Below are 17,258 nucleotides of genomic sequence, written 5' to 3'. Positions count from 1 at the left end.
ATATGAACTTTAAATTATGGATTCTAGAAGAGATTTTCTAAAAAAAGCCGGAATATTGTCATCACTGGCTGTTTCACTCCCTACTTTGGTCAATGCCAAAACGGCAGCAGAATCGTTTAATATGTGTGGCTATGCGGCTCCAAAAATTGATAAGGTAAGGGTAGCCGTAATTGGACTTGGTATGCGTGGCCCGGGAGCTGTTGAACGCTTGTCCTTTATTGAGGGATGCGAAATTGTCGCACTTTGTGACAAGCATTCAGACCGGGTGGAGCGCGCAACAAAAATCGTTACATCGAAAGGTCTAGCAGCTCCGAAAGCGTATTCAGGTGAAGATGGCTGGAAATTCTTGTTGAAAGAAGAGAAACTCGATCTCGTCTATATTTGTACGCCTTGGGATTATCATACTCCGATGAGCATTGCTGCAATGAAAGCGGGCAATCACGTGGCTTGTGAAGTCCCGATCGCTTTGACAATCAAAGATTGTTGGGAGGTCGTGAAGACATCTGAAGCGACTAAAAAGCATTGTATGATGCTGGAGAACTGCTGTTATGATTTCTTCGAAATGCTGACATTGAATATGGTACGCCAAGGCTTGTTTGGTGAACTTATCCATGCAGAAGGTGCTTATATCCATGATTTACTGGATCTGAATTTTGCAAAGAATGGTTATGATAACATGTGGCGCTTGAGAGAAAATATAAAATTAAATGGAAATCTATACCCTACTCATGGACTTGGGCCTGTGGCACAATGCTTAAATATCAATAGAGGGGATAAGATGGATCATCTTGTGGCAATGTCTTCCAATGATTTTATGATGGGAGAAAAAGCAAAAGAGCTAGCGGCCAAGGATTCTTTTTTTCAGAAATTTGTCGGAAAGAAATACCGTGGCAATATGAATACAACGCTTATCCGCACCGCAAAAGGAAAAACGATTATGCTGCAGCATGATGTCACTTCTCCTAGACCTTATTCTAGATTACATACGCTAAGTGGAACCAAAGGGTTTGCACAAAAGTATCCTACGGAGAATATTGCGTTTGGCCATGAATTCATTACAGAACAGAAATTAAAAGAACTGTACGATAAATACACACCAGAATTGGTGAAATATATTGGTGAGCAGGCAAAACAGGTTGGTGGACATGGTGGGATGGATTTTATGATGGACTGGCGTCTGATTGACTGTTTGCGTAATGGATTACCTTTGGACCAGGATGTTTATGATGCTGCTTCATGGAGCTGTATCGTGCCATTGAGTTTCGAATCTGTAGAAAAGAACTGTAAAACAGTTGATGTGCCAGATTTCACAAAGGGTGCATGGAAAAATAATATGCCGGTAGAAATCACGTTGAAAGGCGGTGGTAATACGCCTATCCGTTCGAGATCAGCGAAAAATGAAAATATACAATTGGGTGTATAGCTCGGTGTGTAAGTAATTATAAAAGGGGAACTTTTTAATGTTCCCCTTTTATGTTTATCTTTAATTATGTTATTCAATCTAACCCTAATGACCTGTTTATCGTTATTTTCCACCAAGGATACACTTTCCTGTTGTGTTGGGGAAAATATACCGACGCGCGCAGGGATGATAAAATCCCAAATTGCCCAGTTAAAAAGTAAGACTACGGACAAGATGATATTAGTCGAAGGGGGTAAATTTTTGATGGGAAGTTCGAATTTTGAAGATAGTAAGCCTTTACATCAGGTTGAACTAAATTCATTTTATATGGATGAACACGAGGTCACAAATGCGCAATTTGCAGAGTTCGTCAAGGAGACAGGTTATGTAACTGTTGCTGAGCGAGAGCTTGATCCGAAAGATTTTCCAGGAGTTGATCCTAAAATGTTAGTCGCTGGTTCAGCCGTATTCTCCAAACCCAAGGAACTGAATTCATTAAATAATTATCTGATGTGGTGGGTGTACGTCCCTGGTGCAAATTGGCAGCATCCAGAAGGACCCAATAGCTCGATAAAAGACAAAATGAATTATCCGGTTGTCCAGGTTGCCTATGAAGATGCTACAGCTTATGCGAAATGGGCAGGCAAGCGATTGCCTACGGAAGCGGAATGGGAATATGCGGCTAGAGGACGTAAAGATGCAAACGATGACTTGTATTATTGGGGCAAGGACTTGAAGCCTAATGGTAAATGGACCGCCAATATTTACCAGGGAAAGTTTCCTGTACAAGATTCAAAGGAGGATGGTTTTGAGGGGACTGCGCCTGTAAAATCATTTCAGGCAAATGCGTTGGGACTGTACGATATGGAAGGGAATGTGTGGGAATGGTGTGCTGATTTTTATAGACCCGATTATTATCAGCATAGTACAACGGCTAACCCCAAAGGACCACAAGATTCTTATGATCCGCAGGAACCAAATCTTGAAAAACGCGTTCAGCGGGGAGGGTCATTTCTTTGTAATGATCAATATTGCGAAAGGTATAAAGCCGGAAGCAGAGGAAAAGGAGAGGTCAACAGTCCTACAAATAATGTAGGGTTCCGCTGTGTAAAAGATATCAACTAGAAAAGGCTTGCATTTGCAAGCCTTTTCTAGTTGATTGATATGTCTTATTGTGCATTCAAAAACATTGATTTTTGATTGTACAATTCTCTGAAATAAGGATCTTGAAGATCTTTGATAAAGCGAATTGCTTCACCCGTTGACTTCATCTCAGGTCCTAATTGTTTGTCTACCTCCGGGAATTTATTGAAAGAGAATACAGGTTCTTTAATCGCGTATCCTTTCAGTTTACGTTCGATTGTGAAATCTTTCAATTTATTAGCGCCTAACATAACTTTAGTTGCAATATTGATGTAAGGAACATCATACGCTTTCGCGATGAAAGGAACGGTACGTGATGCACGTGGATTAGCCTCGATAACATATACATTCTCGCCTTTGACAGCAAACTGAATGTTTAATAAACCTCTTACGTTTAGCGCTTTTGCCAATTTAATCGAGTATTCTTCCATTTTATCCTGAACAGCTTGTGACAAGCCAAATGGAGGCAATACCGCCGATGAGTCTCCTGAGTGGATACCAGCAGGTTCAATGTGTTCCATCATACCAATGATGTGTACCTCTTCACCATCACAGATTGAATCTGATTCAGCTTCTTCTGCACGATCCAAGAAGTGGTCGATCAGGATATGGTTTCCAGGAAGGTTTTTCAACAAGTTGACAACAGCTTTTTCTAAATCTTCATCGTTGATGACAATGCTCATGCCTTGTCCACCCAATACGTATGAAGGACGCACCAATACTGGATAGCCAACTTCGTTTGCAACTTGCAATGCTTCTTCTGCTGAGGTCGCTACACCGTATCTTGGATATGGAATTTCCAATTCTTTCAATAGATCGGAGAAACGGCCACGGTCTTCTGCCAAGTCCATATTCTCAAATGAAGTACCGATGATTTTTACGCCAAGTTGCTCTAGACGCTCAGCCATTTTAAGAGCCGTTTGCCCTCCCAACTGAACGATAACACCTTCTGGTTTTTCTAATTCGATGATCTCACGTACATGCTCCCAGAATACGGGCTCGAAGTATAATTTGTCAGCCATATTGAAGTCTGTCGATACAGTCTCCGGATTACAGTTGACCATAATCGCTTCGTAACCACATTCTTTAGCCGCCAATAAACCGTGTACACAGGAGTAATCGAACTCGATACCCTGACCGATACGGTTTGGACCTGAACCTAAAACGATGATTTTCTTTCTATCTGAAGAGATGGATTCGTTTTCTTCTTCGAATGTCGAATAGTAGTACGGTGTTTGTGCAGGGAATTCTGCGGCACAAGTATCGACCATTTTGTAAACACGGTTGATGCCTAACTCCTTACGACGGTCGTAAACTTGATCCTCTGTTACATTTCCTAGTAACCATGCGATCTGTACATCTGAATAACCTTTTTGTTTTAAGGTCATGAAGAAATCGCGTGGAATATTATTCAACTGATAACGACGTAATTCTTGCTCAAGGTGTACCAACTCTTGGATCTGCACTAAGAACCATTTGTCGATACGGGTTGCCTTACGGATAGATTCCAAAGGAACGCCTAATTCGAAAGCATCTTTAATATGGAATAAACGGTCACCACTTGGATGTTCCAGACTATCCATGATTTCGTCAAGGTTTCTCCATTGACGACCATCGGCACCTAAACCAGCGCGGCCGGTCTCCATGGATTGACATGCTTTCTGTAAAGCTTCGATAAATGTACGGCCGATAGCCATGACTTCACCTACTGCTTTCATCTGTAGACCTAATTCCTTGTTTGCTCCTTTGAATTTATCGAAGTTGAAACGCGGGATCTTAACGATCACATAGTCTAACGTTGGCTCAAAGTACGCGGATGTTGTCTTTGTGATCTGATTTTGCAATTCATCCAAGTTGTAACCGATCGCCAACTTAGCTGCAATCTTCGCAATAGGATAACCCGTTGCTTTCGAAGCTAACGCTGAAGAGCGTGATACACGTGGATTGATTTCGATGGCAATAATTTCTTCGTTTTCTGGGTTTACAGAGAACTGAACATTACAACCACCTGCAAATGTACCAATTGAACGCATCATCAGGATAGCCTGATTACGCATATCTTGATAACATTTATCTGATAATGTCATGCCTGGTGCAACAGTGATCGAGTCTCCAGTGTGGATACCCATTGGATCAAAGTTTTCAATGGTACAGATGATGATAACATTGTCGTTGGTATCACGAAGTAATTCCAACTCAAATTCTTTCCAGCCCAATACAGCTTGTTCAACCAAAACTTCATGTGTTGGTGATGCATGTAAACCTCTATTTAAGGCTGCGTCAAAATCTTCTTTTCTGTGAACAAATCCACCTCCTGTACCTGCAAGGGTATAAGATGGACGTATAACAAGCGGATAGCCAATTTCTTGCGCAGCTTCTTTACCTTCAAGGAATGAGTTTGCAATTTTGGATGTTGCGACGCCCACACCGATATCAACCATTAATTGACGGAATTCTTCACGGTTTTCAGTTTTTTCAATGGCAGCAACATCAACACCGATAACTTTTACATTGTATTTTTCCCAAAGGCCTAGGTTGGAAGCTTCGATACATAAGTTCAAAGCTGTTTGGCCACCCATGGTAGGAAGTACAGCGTCAATGTTGTGTTTTTGCAAAATCTCTTCAATACTTTCGCAAGTTAATGGAAGTAAGTAGACATTGTCTGCAACAACTTTATCCGTCATGATTGTTGCAGGGTTTGAGTTGATGATGGATACTTCAATACCTTCTTCTTTCAACGAAAGGGATGCTTGAGATCCAGAATAATCAAATTCACAAGCTTGACCGATAACGATGGGACCTGATCCGATGATTAAAACCGACTTAATGGAAGTGTTTCTTGGCATTATATCTAGTTCAAAAAATTAAATTTCCTATTGTAAATCTGAGCAAAGACAATCAAAAATAGCTCATGGGGAAGGGTCATTCCGACTGCTTTGTCGGAGTGCAAAGTTACATTTTAAAATTTGAAAACTTAGTATTTATTTTAAGAATATTTAAAAAAAACATTTGGTTTGTTAGAAAGGTGTGGCTTAAAATGGAAAAACGAGTTGAAAAACATAAGTAAAATGTGCTCCAACTCGTATCGGATAAGGGTGTTTGATTTTGTTTAATAAACGATTATTTCGTCGGTAAATAGGAAACCCTTTTTAGGGTTGCTCGCTTTGATTTTTATATAGCGCGCTTGCTGTGCTTTGTCCAGCTTAAGTTCAAACCTTTTAAAAGTCAATTTTGATTCTTTATCCGAGATGTCATTTTTGACCGTTCCGACGGATCTAAAGGTACGGCCATTATCCGAAAGCAGCACTTCCATTTCTCCGGGCATATACACACCCGGTCCAATAAGCTGCATAAAATTCATGGCTACCTGGCGTATTTCTTCTCTACGTTCCATATCCACGACCACATCAATCGGACTGGTGAATCCTTGCCATTGGCCATCGTGATAGGAGAGCCCGCCCATGATTCCGTTTGTTAGGGTCGAATCTTTTTGTGCCGGATATCCCGACCATGCTGTGTTGTACGTTACTTTTTTTCCGATAGCGCGATGAATGTCAATATCAAATGATAGGGTTGGACCAATTTTGATCGAATCTTGAAAATAAGCGGCATTGATATGTCCTGTTGAGCTCAATTCAAATGGCCCCGTATAGGGTGTTGACTGGATCGTAGGTTCACTGCCATCTATCGTATATCGGATCTGATCTGTTTTAAGTTGTTCTGTTGTTAACGTGATTTTATTGCTGTTTTTTGCTGCATGGTATGTTGCCTTATAAGCGACATTATAAGAAGGGCGATAATAGTTAACGTTCAGATCCTGTAATAGCTTATAATGTGATTGTAGCCGTCGCTGAAAATCTGTCCAGTTCTTCGCATCTTTGTTGGTCCAGTTGACTTCAGCCAAAGCCAGTGCACGCGGAAATACCATATATTCGAGATGTTCAGTGGTAGGGACATATTCTGTCCATATATTGGCCTGTGCACCGAGAATATGCTTGGCTTTATCTCCCTGTATCGCTGCTGGAATTGGATCATAGGAATAGACCTTATCCAAAGTCAAGTAGCCGCCGATGGCTTCAGGCTGAGTACGAGGGTCTGTCTGATAAGAATCAAAATAGAGGTGTGACCCTGGGGTCATGATCACATCGTGACCGGCATTAGCCGCCTTTATGCCTCCATCTTCACCGCGCCAGCTCATAACCGTTGCCCCTTCAGTGAGGCCTCCTTCCAGGATTTCGTCCCAACCGATCAGTTTCCTCCCTTTGGACTGCAAATATACGTCCATTTGCTTGATCGCATAACTTTGCAGTTCATCGACAGATTTTAATCCTTCTTTCTGCATGAGTGCCTGATCTTTTGGACAGGTTTCCCAATGCTTTTTCTCAGCTTCGTCACCGCCGATATGAATGTACTGGGAAGGGAATATTGTGAGGACTTCATCTAAGACATTTTTTAGGAACTCAAAGGTTTTTTCATTGCCGATACAGAATTCTGCCTGACTATAGGGCTTTCCTGAACAAGAGAGTTCGGGATAGACAGCCAATACTTCTTCCGAATGCCCTGGCATTTCAATCTCAGGGATGACATTGATTCCCTTTCTGGCGGCATAATCGACCAAATCGCGAGCCTCTTCCTGCGTATAGAAACCACCACTGGCATTAGGCGTACCTTTGTCTACATACTGGCGACCATTGTTCCACCAATCTTTCCAGCTTGTATGCGTACGCCAGGCGGCCTTTTGCGTCAATTCAGGATATTTTTTAATTTCGAGCCGCCATCCAGCGCCGTCGGTTAAATGCCAATGAAAGTTGTTGAATTTATAAATAGCCATAACGTCGATATACTTTTTTACAAAAGATAGCGGCATAAAATGGCGTGATACATCAAGATGTAAGCCACGATAAGCAAAGCGAGGCTCATCGACTATTGTCGCATAGGCTATTTTACCTGGGTCAGCTTGTAGGTAGCCTAATTGAATGAGAGTATAAATCCCATTGATAACCTGAGGCACATTCCATGCCCTGAGTAGCAGACCTTTTTCATCGATTTGGATGGAATAGGCGTTCTTACTCAGATTATCTGCATCGACGGCTTTGATGATACGAAAGCCTTCTTTTGGGGCTTTTTTATTTTTCTTGACTACTTCGACAGCTAGGCTTTTGATAGCAGGGTGTTCCGTTAATAGTTGTGCCGCCATCTCAAATTCATCTGAAACAATAACTCGAAGATGTGCAGGGATAGCGTATGTTCCCGTAGCCAATGTGATTTTCGAAGGTTTGGGTATAATGTCAAAGTTGGTTTGGGCCTGTGCAGCAAAGATAGAGGCACCCCCAAGTAACAATATGGATAAAGATTGGCTCAGTCGCATAGTTTTGTTATTAGATTAATGATAACCAACACAAATATCTTAATTTTTGTTTCATTATTGCATTATCGCATACAATCGGTCATTTTTTATGATATAAAACCAACAATTTGGCGGTTAGAAATTACATTTTTAATCCTTAACTTTGTTGTATGATTGAACTTCCAGTTATTCCGGCAACTCCTGCACAGCGCAAGCCTGATTGGTTGCGTGTCAAATTGCCTGTTGGTAAAGAATATAGACATGTCAGAAGTCTTGTAGACGAGCATAAATTACATACAATTTGTGAGAGTGGAAATTGTCCGAATATGGGCGAATGTTGGGGGGCGGGAACGGCAACCTTCATGATTTTGGGAAATATCTGTACACGCTCTTGTTCGTTTTGTGCGGTAGCAACTGGCCGTCCTCTGGCGGTTGATTTGGATGAACCTAATCGTGTAGCCAATTCTGTCAAGTTGATGCAGGTAAAACACTGTGTGATTACTTCGGTGGATCGTGACGATCTAAAGGATGGTGGTTCAATTATTTGGGCCGAGACCATCAGCGCTATCCGCAGAGAAAGCCCTGAAACGACATTGGAAACACTTCTGCCGGATTTTAAAGGACAATGGGATAATTTGGACCGCGTGATCGCAGTTCGCCCCGAAGTTGTTTCACACAACTTGGAAACGGTTCGTCGTCTGACAAGAGAAGTTCGTGTACAAGCTAAATATGATCGTTCATTGGAATGTCTTCGCCGAATTTCTGAAGCTGGACTCCGTACAAAATCAGGTATTATGCTTGGTTTGGGTGAAACAGAGGAAGATGTTATCGAGGCAATGCAAGATTTATATAACGTTGGGGTGCATATTTTGACACTGGGTCAATATTTACAGCCTACGAAAGCGCACCATCCTGTCATCGAATGGATTACACCGGCCCAATTTGAGAAATATCAGAAAATTGGTTTGGAAATGGGATTCAAGTATGTGGAGTCTGGGCCGCTGGTTCGTTCTTCTTATCATGCTGAGAAACATTTATTCGATATGCAATAGAAAACAGTTCTAAAGTTTTTTAACAAAGAATACTTTTCAAAAGGTATAAAAAGAAGCCTGAGTGATTTTTTGCTCAGGCTTCTCTTTTCTGCTTTTTTTATGAAATGGGCTGCCGCTAGGGGATGAAAAACCTACTACTCCCGTTCATCATTGATGAATTTGCTAAAACAGCAAGATTTTGTTGTAAGAACCAGCAATAAGATCAACAATAGACGAACATTAGTCTAATGTAATTATTTCTTTCCGATGGTTCGAGTCTTAAAGGTTGAAAACTGTACGAAGTAAAATTGTTCTTCCGCGAAGTTCAAATTCATGCTGTGAAATCATATTGGCCGTCATCAGGTAGGTGCGGTAGTTTTTGATATTGGCCAAATTATTCATTTCCAATTCGAGGTCCATTTTCCACTTGTTGACCTTGTAGCGCGTAAAAAAGTCGATGAAATTATAACTTGCATTCTTCATGTTTGTTTGAAAGGTGGAAAGATTGCGGAGGTTTAGCCGTATAAAGCCATTTTTGAAGGGGCTGGCCGGAAAACCTATGTTATGCATCATGGCGGTGGTTTTATTTTGGATCACATGGTCAATGCCCTGTTGTTTGCTCCTGCTCCAATTGAAGAGTCCTGAATAGGATATATTATACGATTTAAATACTTTAGCTTCAATACTGGGCTGAAATAGATAGCTCATACTTCGAATAGGGACCAGGGCATTGTTTAACAATTGATTGTATTTGAAGTAAGAAATGCTTCCTTTTAGTTTGAGGGTACTTGCCAAGGGGAAAATGTATTTATCAAATCCAATCTGAGAAGACCATCGATCCTGTAGGTTATCCATATTGACCAAGATATTTTCGGTGATATTATTTTTTATAACGGAAGATAATATCGTGTTGGAAAGGGATCTTGTATAGCTAATGCCTGCATTTGCAAATAATACTTTTAGGGTGCGGGCCCAATTATAATTGAGATTAAACGTATGTTTTTTGGATTCATTTAGCGCTGCATTATTTTGGCTAAGCATTCTATAGTTCCGTAATATCGGACCACGGTATATATCTTCTATGTTACCAATATCCTGCGCAAATTGATAGTTAAATTGAAGATAGTCTTCTTGCGAAACCTGCCATCTTGCTTTTAAATTGGGATTGATCAGCACGGAATTTTTGGACGTGGACAGTCGATGACTGACGTCTTCATAATGTGTAAATAAATAGATGACCGGGATGTCGAGCTGGGTTTCAAGCCGATTTGTTTTCCAGGAATATTGCGGAGTAATAAATGCTTGGGACCTGCTCCAATGCAGATTATTACTGGTATTATCACCCAGTATTCGAATATGTTCATCATTATCCTCCAGTGTAAGGAGCGAGTTGAAGTGTTGGCGATCTGTATTGAAGCCAATTTGATAGTTCTGCTTTATTCTGCCTTTATTGAAGCGATACCCTGTGCTGATCTCCGTAAAAAAGGATGGAACTTCAATTTGCTGGCGGCTACTTTTATAGGGAATGCTATCGTTGAGTATTTCTGGAAAAACACCGGGATAGATCTGTAATGTCTGTGGTTTATTGCCATAATTTAAAGACCAGTTGATTGCAATAATGTCGTTGTTTTTAAGTTGGGGTATATAGCTAAACAAGTTGCTGAATCCCTTGATGTGGTGTTTTTGGAACTGCTCGATCTGGCCGGAGGAGTTTGCCAACAATGCTGTAATATCTTTTTTTTCATACTCAAATGACAAGGCATTACTCGCATATTTCTTTTCCGTATTGGTGGATGCCGAAAGTCTGGCTGCGCCAAGCCATCGCGCTGTTTTCAGCTGATTTTGCTCATTAAAATAGACGTCGCCATCATCGAGCAGGTATTGTGTGCTTGAGGCATTATTTTGCCTATCGTTGTCGTATAAAACCTGAATATTGGATTTTAGCTGCCAGTGATGCTTAAGGTTATATAGGTTATTGGTGTTTAGCGAACCTGTATTGTTGAAATAATAGTTGTTTTTAGGAATATTTGGACTGCCTGTTGTGCTCGTCGCCAGGAGATTGTTGATGGGCGAGCTGCCAAACTTAGCCAGTAAAGAGGACTGATTGGCGCCGATGATATCTCCGGAAAGATCATTGCCGGTATTATTACCGCTGAGGACATTCAACATCTTTACTTTCTTGTTGAATAGGATTGAATTTAACTCAGGATCATAGAGATTGGGGGTGCCGGCGCCAATTTTGGCCTGTCCAGTGAGTTTTAGCTTTGCTTCCTCTTTGATAACGAGATTTATGGCGACGTCGTCTGTAAATCTTTTATTTTTAAGGACTTTATAATGTTCGTGATTGTCGAGTACCTGAATGTCCTTTACCATTTTATGCGGGATTGTCCGCGTACCTATACCATAGCGATTTTCCAATAGATCGTCACCGTCAATGTAAAGTTTAGAAACGGTTTTATCTTGGTATTTTATAAGACCCGATTCAGTAACTTCCATACCCGGAAGGCGTTTGATTACATCGCCTATATTGCGATCCTCCTCTTTGGCAAAAGATCCGACGTCGTAGGAAATCGTATCATTTGAACGGCTCACTTTAGGTTTGCTCTTTACAATGACATCTTGTAGTAGGTTGGTTTTTGGAACGAGTGCGATCCGAAGATTGGATGTCTGTGTGCCAAGTTTGAGTTCAAATTTTTCGTAAGTAAGGTGATTGATCTGCAGGTAAAGGCTTGCATATTCCTTTGTCAATGTGATTGTGAAACGCCCATCTTTATCTGTCGGCTTGAAAGCGATGATTTTACCGTCTGAAAGGATGTTGACACTGGCAAAGGGTACGGGATGCTGTGTCTTATCCACTTGCACCGTTCCACTAATCGTTTGCTGGGCAAAGGTTATTTGCCCAAGCAAAACGACTATAAATAAACATAGAAATACTTTCATTAAGGCGTCAGCTCTATGGGATTGTTGGTAACTTTTGAAGGTTTGTATTTATCGTCTTTTAAAATATTGAAACTCTTTATTTTTGACGGATCCAAAGCACCAGCAGGGGAGCCTCCTCCAGAGCCGGAACTGGATCTAACTGCAACCATACTTCCCGATGCACCTATACTAATGGTTCTGTTTTTTCCCGATTGGGCTTGCATATAAGCTTGTGGATTGGCCTTAAAGGCTTCCTGAACTTTTTTTACCTCTTCTGCAGTACTTACGATGGCGTTTTGCGGCAGGGCCACCGATGTTTTGCCATCCTCAATTTTGTCGAATCCGGCGTAAGCAAAAATCACCTCATTTTTTGTGTCACGGGCATCCAGAATTAGGCCAGGAAGACCATGGAGTTTCCAGGGGCCATAGGGAAACGGAAGTTCGGTTGTAAACCAGGCGATATAGGTCCGGCCTTTGAATGTTGTTTTTGCGTTCTGGCAATTGTAGCCACCAATTTCTTTGCGATCACTCAGTATTTCCCAATCTTGAGTAGGGTAAGCCTGTGGAATGGCAAAATTGTCACTGGCAACGCTGACCACTTCGATCATTTTGTTTTGATTGGCGTCTAATAAATAGGAAGAGCTTGATGGTGTCGAGCGCGTAGTAATGTTTAGTGTACCGTCGAAACTGGGGCCCTCCATTTGTTTTTTGACCTCATCTTGCATGCGCTTGGATGAATATGATGTGTAGTAGCTGGCCTCTTGATTCAGGTAAACGACTGTCTCGTCGCGTATAAATTGATCCCGTTGGGTGCTGTCATTTACATGCTTGAATTCGTAATGTACTTTAGCGATTGCTGGAGTACGTTCTTGTGCAAATAACAGCTGCGTCGCTAAGGATAATAGAAGTGATAATGAATATTTCATAAATGTATGTTTATATCGTAAATATACGAAATATTCGTATTAATAAAAGTTTATGTAAATTTTTCCTAGTAATCCTTCCTATAGGAGGTTGTTGGAGGTGAAGAAATGCTTGATTTTTTAGCGATTTTTTTGTTAACTATGTTGTTTCGTTAGCAGTTATAAGTTTAGTGGGCATCGCTAGGCACATTAGTTCTTGTTATCTTTTAAACACAGTCTCACCTGCAATTACTGTTCGTGCTGTTTTTACATTTCGCAGTTGCTCATTCGGAATTTTCAAGATATCCTTTTCGAGGATAATAAAATCCGCATCTTTTCCTATTTCGATACTTCCTCTTTTTTTCTCCTGAAAACAGGAGTATGCCGCCCAGATTGTCATTCCTTTCAAAGCGTCTTCACGGCTTATCGCGTCTTGCATCTGAAATCCGTGGTTAGGATATCCTTTTTTGTCGACGCGGGCTACTGCCGCGTGGAAACCATATAAGGGATTGAAATGTTCGACCGGAAAATCACTCCCCAAAGCGAGTTTTCCATATTCTTCCAACAGATGCTTATAAGCGTAAGCACCTTTCATGCGTTCTTCACCGAGTCGATCTTTGGCCCAGTACATATCGGAGGTGGCATGTGTGGGTTGTACAGATGGTATGATTTGATATTTTCGAAACTTATCAAAATCTGCAGGCGATATAATTTGGGCGTGCTCGATTCGCCATCTACGATCGCCATTATTGTGGAGGTATTTGCCATAAATATCCAATATAATACGATTGGCCGAATCGCCTATCGCATGGGTATTTGCCTGAAACTTACTTTCGGCAATCTGTTTGATCATGGCTTCGTATTCTTGAGGGCTATGGAGGAGAAAACCATGTGTAGGCGCATCGTGGTAATGTGCAAGGAGGCATGCACCACGGGATCCCAATGCGCCATCCGCGAGCAGTTTAAATCCTTTGATCTCGAAACGGTCTGTTTCATAGAAGCCCTCATCGATAAATGACTTGATATTTTGCGGATTGCCTAGGATCATGGCATAATCTCTAATTTTCAACTGCCCTTCCCGATAGTATTTCTTGAGCAGATCGAGTCTTTCTTTTGATAAACCTGCGTCTACAATGGAGGTAAGACCGACGGAAAGGAGGGAGTCTTGCGTTCGCTTGAGCATTCTTAAATATTCTTTTTCACTCGGAACCGGAATTGTCTTATTGACAAGATCCATTGCATTGTCGATCAAAAGACCATTGGGCGTATCATTAGTCCCGCCGACCACACCACCGCGAATGATAGGGATACTCGTTAATTTTGCCCATTCAAGCGCCTTAGAATTGGCAACCGCCGCATGATAATCTACCCGCATGAGATAAACGGGAATATCAGGGAATGCTTTATCCAACAAGTCTTTGGTAGGAAAAGCTTTATCTTTCCAGCGATTTTGGTCCCAACCCGCACCGATTAGCCAGGGTTTATCAGGATTCTTCTGCCTGTAATTTTTGACACGTTGAATGACCTCCTCGAAAGAATCGGCGCCGTTTAGGTCAACTTGATCCATTAGTTCGGCTTCGTCAAATAAATGCGCATGGGCATCGTAGAATCCCGGATAAATGGCCTTCCCCTGTGCGTCAATTTTTTCTATTGCTTCGTACTTTCGCTGTATTTCATCATCTGAACCGATGGCAATAAATTTACCATCTTTGACCGCAAATGCCTGTGCCGTGCTAAACGTGGAATCTACGGTATATACTTGCGCATGATAAACAATAAGGTCCACTTTAGTTTGCGGTGAACATGATATGATCGTCAAACAGAATAAAAAAATGATGATTGGGAAGGTTTTCATAGCCTAAAAATAAGAAAAAGCTTTTAATAAACTGCATCTGAGTTACTGGCGGGGTATACTCAAGCTCAGGACTGAGATATTTGACAGTTTGGTGCCATGGTCTTTGGCAAACACCCTAGGCTATTTCATGGTGTATGGCTAGGAAGAAGATAGCCTGTTATGTGATGAAATATGAAACGTAACTTGAAGGAAAGATAAGGAGATAAACTGTATGCTGCTGCATTTTAAAAATACAAAAAAGGCTATCCAAAATAACTTGGAAAGCCTTTTTAATTCAAAAATCAAAATACGTGATTAACAGTACTCGTCAAATGCTGCAACTAAATTGTCAGCAATCATTTGTGCCGGGCGACCTTCAATCATATGTCTTTCAATCATGTGTACCAATTTCCCGTCTTTAAATAAAGCCATTGCAGGTGAAGATGGAGGGTAAGGCAACATGTAGTTACGTGCAGTGTTTACTGCATCCGTTTCCATACCTGCAAAAACAGTTACCAATTTAGCTGGGTGTTTTTCGTTTTTTACAGCAGCTTTTGCAGCTGGACGTGCATTTGCTGCAGCGCAGCCACAAACAGAGTTGACAACCACAAAAACTGTTCCTTCTGATGCAATAGCCTGATCAACTGCTTCAGGTGTTTTTAATTCTTCGAATCCTGCATCAACTAATTCTTGACGCATTGGAGCTACTAAATATTCTGGATACATTATTTCTTAAGTAAAATGTTAATATTCTATTTCAATTGTGAATGATAAACTTCCTATCCCTGACCAGATCGGGTCAGGCACCATAAATGCTATTTCACTTGTACAAATATAGCTGTAAAAGGCAGCTTCGTCAAGATGCTTGTCTCAAATCAATGTCAGAAAATCATTTACCGCATGAAGGCCATTTTCAAGGCGTTGCTCACCGAGCCCCGACACAATGCGATATGGTGCACTAAGAGCTGTTAATTCACTTTTCCAGATCCCCATGAAATGTTCACGCTGTTCGGGAAAATCCCGTAACGGATCGTCTTGCCAAGGAAGGTCGATATCCATAAGTAAATATAGGTCATAGCGATGTTGTTGAATTTTATGAGTCACTTCCTCTGGAGTATGGCCAAATAGATAATCAGACCAGATTTTTACGGTAAGGAAGGTCGTGTCACAGATCAGGAGCTGTCCTTGGGCTAAAGGGACCAGCGCTTCCTCCAAGGCGACCTGTCCATAAAACATATTGATTTCGTCCTGTAAGGTGTATTTATTGTTGAGGCTTTGGCAATAATAACGTGAATATTCGGGCACGCATACCGTCTGAAATTCCTTGGCAAGAAATTGTGCCATCGTTGATTTTCCCGTTGACTCGGGACCAACAACGGCAATTTTTATGAAATCTTTTCCCACATCGATCGTTTTGATAGGCAATATTACGCAAAATTTTTATAGGTTTTCTGCCAGTCACGGTAGCCGTTCCAGGCGATGATTGCGAAGACAAAATAAAGAACGGCTGTCAGCATAAGTTCTTTATGGATATAGAGCGGGATATAACAAAGATCAACAAATACCCATAAGAGCCAGTTTTGAAGTACTTTGCGTGTCATCAGAAATTGAGCAACAAAACTTATGGACGTGCAGAAAGCATCAATATAAGGAACATCGGAATTGGTCTTGTTATCGAGGAGGTAACCGATTGACAGGGTTAGGAAGAGGATGGCCAGGAGGCAAAGGAGCAACTGCCCCTTGCTGGCTTTGACGATGGGTTCCTTTTTTTTCCTCTTTTCGCTTTATCCAATAATACCAGCCATAAACAGCAGTAGACAAAAAGTAGAATTGCAGGACGGTGTCTCCGTATAGTTTGGCATCATAAAACAGAATAGCATAGGACGCCACGCTGATGATACTAATCGGCCAATTCCATATATTTTGCTTAGCGGCCAAATAGACACAAAGAAAGCCTGTCAGTGTACCTAACCATTCTAGCCAAGAGGTCTGGGCAAATTGACGTGCAATCTGCTGAAAAAAATCCTGCATGTGGTGTATTAAAAATTACACCCTAAATATACAAAGTCCAGCCAATAGTCAGTAATTGTTTATCCAATAGACGATTATTGAACCTGTTTATTGGCACAGTTGGTACTGGCAAAAGACTCCGGCTTGGCCTTAAAGACAAATCCCATCCCCATAATATAGCCCATGGCTTCCTTTAGAGCGACGTTTGACTGGAAATTTGGATTGGTGTTGATGTCGGCGTGGACTTCAAGGTCCACTTTGTGTTTTTCGAGGAGGGGGCAGAGTTGATAGGCTATGTCGATGGATTTTTGCACTTCGAGCAGCATCCTCTCTTTAATGCTCATTCGGTGGTGCCTTTTGTCACGTTGGATAAACATAAATCCACCTTTATGTTCCCGGAGAAAGACGATGACTGTGGCAAAGTCGATGATGCCCCGCTTGACTTGGGAATCGGTGCCGATATAAACTTTGAGCTTATTCCCGAGGGCCTCTTCGCGTTTTATGACTTCTTCAACAGCATCGAAAATTGTGGAGCGAATGGATTCGCCATTGTATTTTTGCCATCTCATAGCGATATAAATTAGATATAACAAAATTCAACTTCATCATTGACATAAATTTACTGAATTTCAATGAGCTAAGTGTTAATTTAATTTTAAATAATTTATCC

11 protein-coding genes and 1 pseudogene are annotated in these 17,258 nt (G+C 41.3%); 3 read left to right on the top strand and 9 right to left on the bottom strand.

Features of this window, described 5'->3' with window-relative positions:
* Positions 1-16: 16 nt before the first annotated feature.
* Both QE382_RS21845 and QE382_RS21840 read left to right on the top strand, forming a co-directional pair.
* A complete protein-coding gene (locus tag QE382_RS21845; RefSeq protein WP_307187764.1) occupies positions 17-1,423 on the top strand; it encodes a Gfo/Idh/MocA family protein in 1,407 nt (468 codons plus the stop codon).
* A 66-nt stretch (positions 1,424-1,489) separates the two neighbouring features.
* On the top strand, positions 1,490-2,527 hold the full coding sequence (locus tag QE382_RS21840) for a formylglycine-generating enzyme family protein (protein ID WP_307187763.1): 1,038 nt from the start codon (positions 1,490-1,492) through the stop codon (positions 2,525-2,527).
* 44 nt (positions 2,528-2,571) lie between these two features.
* Here the strand turns inward: QE382_RS21840 and carB are convergent, their stop codons facing one another.
* A complete protein-coding gene (gene carB, locus QE382_RS21835) occupies positions 2,572-5,391 on the bottom strand; it encodes a carbamoyl-phosphate synthase large subunit (protein ID WP_307187762.1) in 2,820 nt (939 codons plus the stop codon).
* A gap of 263 nt (positions 5,392-5,654) precedes the next feature.
* Complete coding sequence (locus QE382_RS21830) at positions 5,655-7,913, bottom strand: beta-N-acetylhexosaminidase (RefSeq protein WP_307187761.1); 2,259 nt, start codon at positions 7,911-7,913, stop codon at positions 5,655-5,657.
* 149 nt (positions 7,914-8,062) lie between these two features.
* Between QE382_RS21830 and lipA the strand changes: the two genes are divergently transcribed.
* Positions 8,063-8,944 carry a lipoyl synthase gene (gene lipA, locus QE382_RS21825; RefSeq protein WP_307187760.1) on the top strand — a complete coding sequence of 294 codons (882 nt, stop codon included), beginning with the start codon at positions 8,063-8,065 and terminating at the stop codon, positions 8,942-8,944.
* 258 nt (positions 8,945-9,202) lie between these two features.
* Here lipA and QE382_RS21820 read toward each other — a convergent pair whose 3' ends face one another.
* From QE382_RS21820 to QE382_RS21790, 7 genes and pseudogenes are all read right to left on the bottom strand, one after another.
* Positions 9,203-11,863 (bottom strand): peptidase associated domain and porin domain-containing protein, encoded by a 2,661-nt coding sequence (locus QE382_RS21820; RefSeq protein ID WP_307187759.1) that lies wholly within the window; start codon positions 11,861-11,863, stop codon positions 9,203-9,205.
* Positions 11,863-12,768 carry a GLPGLI family protein gene (locus tag QE382_RS21815; RefSeq protein WP_307187758.1) on the bottom strand — a complete coding sequence of 302 codons (906 nt, stop codon included), beginning with the start codon at positions 12,766-12,768 and terminating at the stop codon, positions 11,863-11,865. The genes QE382_RS21820 and QE382_RS21815 overlap by 1 nt, the downstream gene beginning before the upstream one ends.
* A 196-nt stretch (positions 12,769-12,964) precedes the next feature.
* Complete coding sequence (locus QE382_RS21810) at positions 12,965-14,530, bottom strand: amidohydrolase (RefSeq protein ID WP_307187757.1); 1,566 nt, start codon at positions 14,528-14,530, stop codon at positions 12,965-12,967.
* Positions 14,531-14,893: 363 nt separating this feature from the next.
* Complete coding sequence (locus QE382_RS21805) at positions 14,894-15,304, bottom strand: BrxA/BrxB family bacilliredoxin (protein ID WP_209578750.1); 411 nt, start codon at positions 15,302-15,304, stop codon at positions 14,894-14,896.
* 144 nt (positions 15,305-15,448) lie between these two features.
* The gene (locus QE382_RS21800) at positions 15,449-15,982 is read right to left on the bottom strand and encodes an AAA family ATPase (protein ID WP_307187756.1); all 534 of its coding nucleotides are present in this window, start codon (positions 15,980-15,982) and stop codon (positions 15,449-15,451) included.
* A gap of 23 nt (positions 15,983-16,005) precedes the next feature.
* Positions 16,006-16,609: pseudogene (gene pnuC / locus QE382_RS21795) on the bottom strand (nicotinamide riboside transporter PnuC).
* A 74-nt stretch (positions 16,610-16,683) separates the two neighbouring features.
* Entirely contained in the window at positions 16,684-17,157 is a 474-nt protein-coding gene (locus QE382_RS21790; RefSeq protein ID WP_307187755.1) for a ribonuclease H-like YkuK family protein, read from the bottom strand.
* Positions 17,158-17,258: the final 101 nt, after the last annotated feature.

The organism is Sphingobacterium zeae (genome assembly GCF_030818895.1).
Lineage (GTDB): Bacteria > Bacteroidota > Bacteroidia > Sphingobacteriales > Sphingobacteriaceae > Sphingobacterium > Sphingobacterium zeae.
The sequence above is the reverse complement of the archived record's forward strand: the minus strand, read 5'-3'. Positions and strand labels throughout refer to the sequence as shown.

Coding starts and splice junctions, on each gene's coding strand:
- QE382_RS21845 (WP_307187764.1), top strand. CDS start 17: ATGGATTCTAGAAGAGATTTTCTAAAAAAAGCCGGAATATTGTCATCA.
- QE382_RS21840 (WP_307187763.1), top strand. CDS start 1,490: ATGTTATTCAATCTAACCCTAATGACCTGTTTATCGTTATTTTCCACC.
- carB (WP_307187762.1), bottom strand. CDS start 5,391: ATGCCAAGAAACACTTCCATTAAGTCGGTTTTAATCATCGGATCAGGT.
- QE382_RS21830 (WP_307187761.1), bottom strand. CDS start 7,913: ATGCGACTGAGCCAATCTTTATCCATATTGTTACTTGGGGGTGCCTCT.
- lipA (WP_307187760.1), top strand. CDS start 8,063: ATGATTGAACTTCCAGTTATTCCGGCAACTCCTGCACAGCGCAAGCCT.
- QE382_RS21820 (WP_307187759.1), bottom strand. CDS start 11,863: ATGAAAGTATTTCTATGTTTATTTATAGTCGTTTTGCTTGGGCAAATA.
- QE382_RS21815 (WP_307187758.1), bottom strand. CDS start 12,768: ATGAAATATTCATTATCACTTCTATTATCCTTAGCGACGCAGCTGTTA.
- QE382_RS21805 (WP_209578750.1), bottom strand. CDS start 15,304: ATGTATCCAGAATATTTAGTAGCTCCAATGCGTCAAGAATTAGTTGAT.
- QE382_RS21790 (WP_307187755.1), bottom strand. CDS start 17,157: ATGAGATGGCAAAAATACAATGGCGAATCCATTCGCTCCACAATTTTC.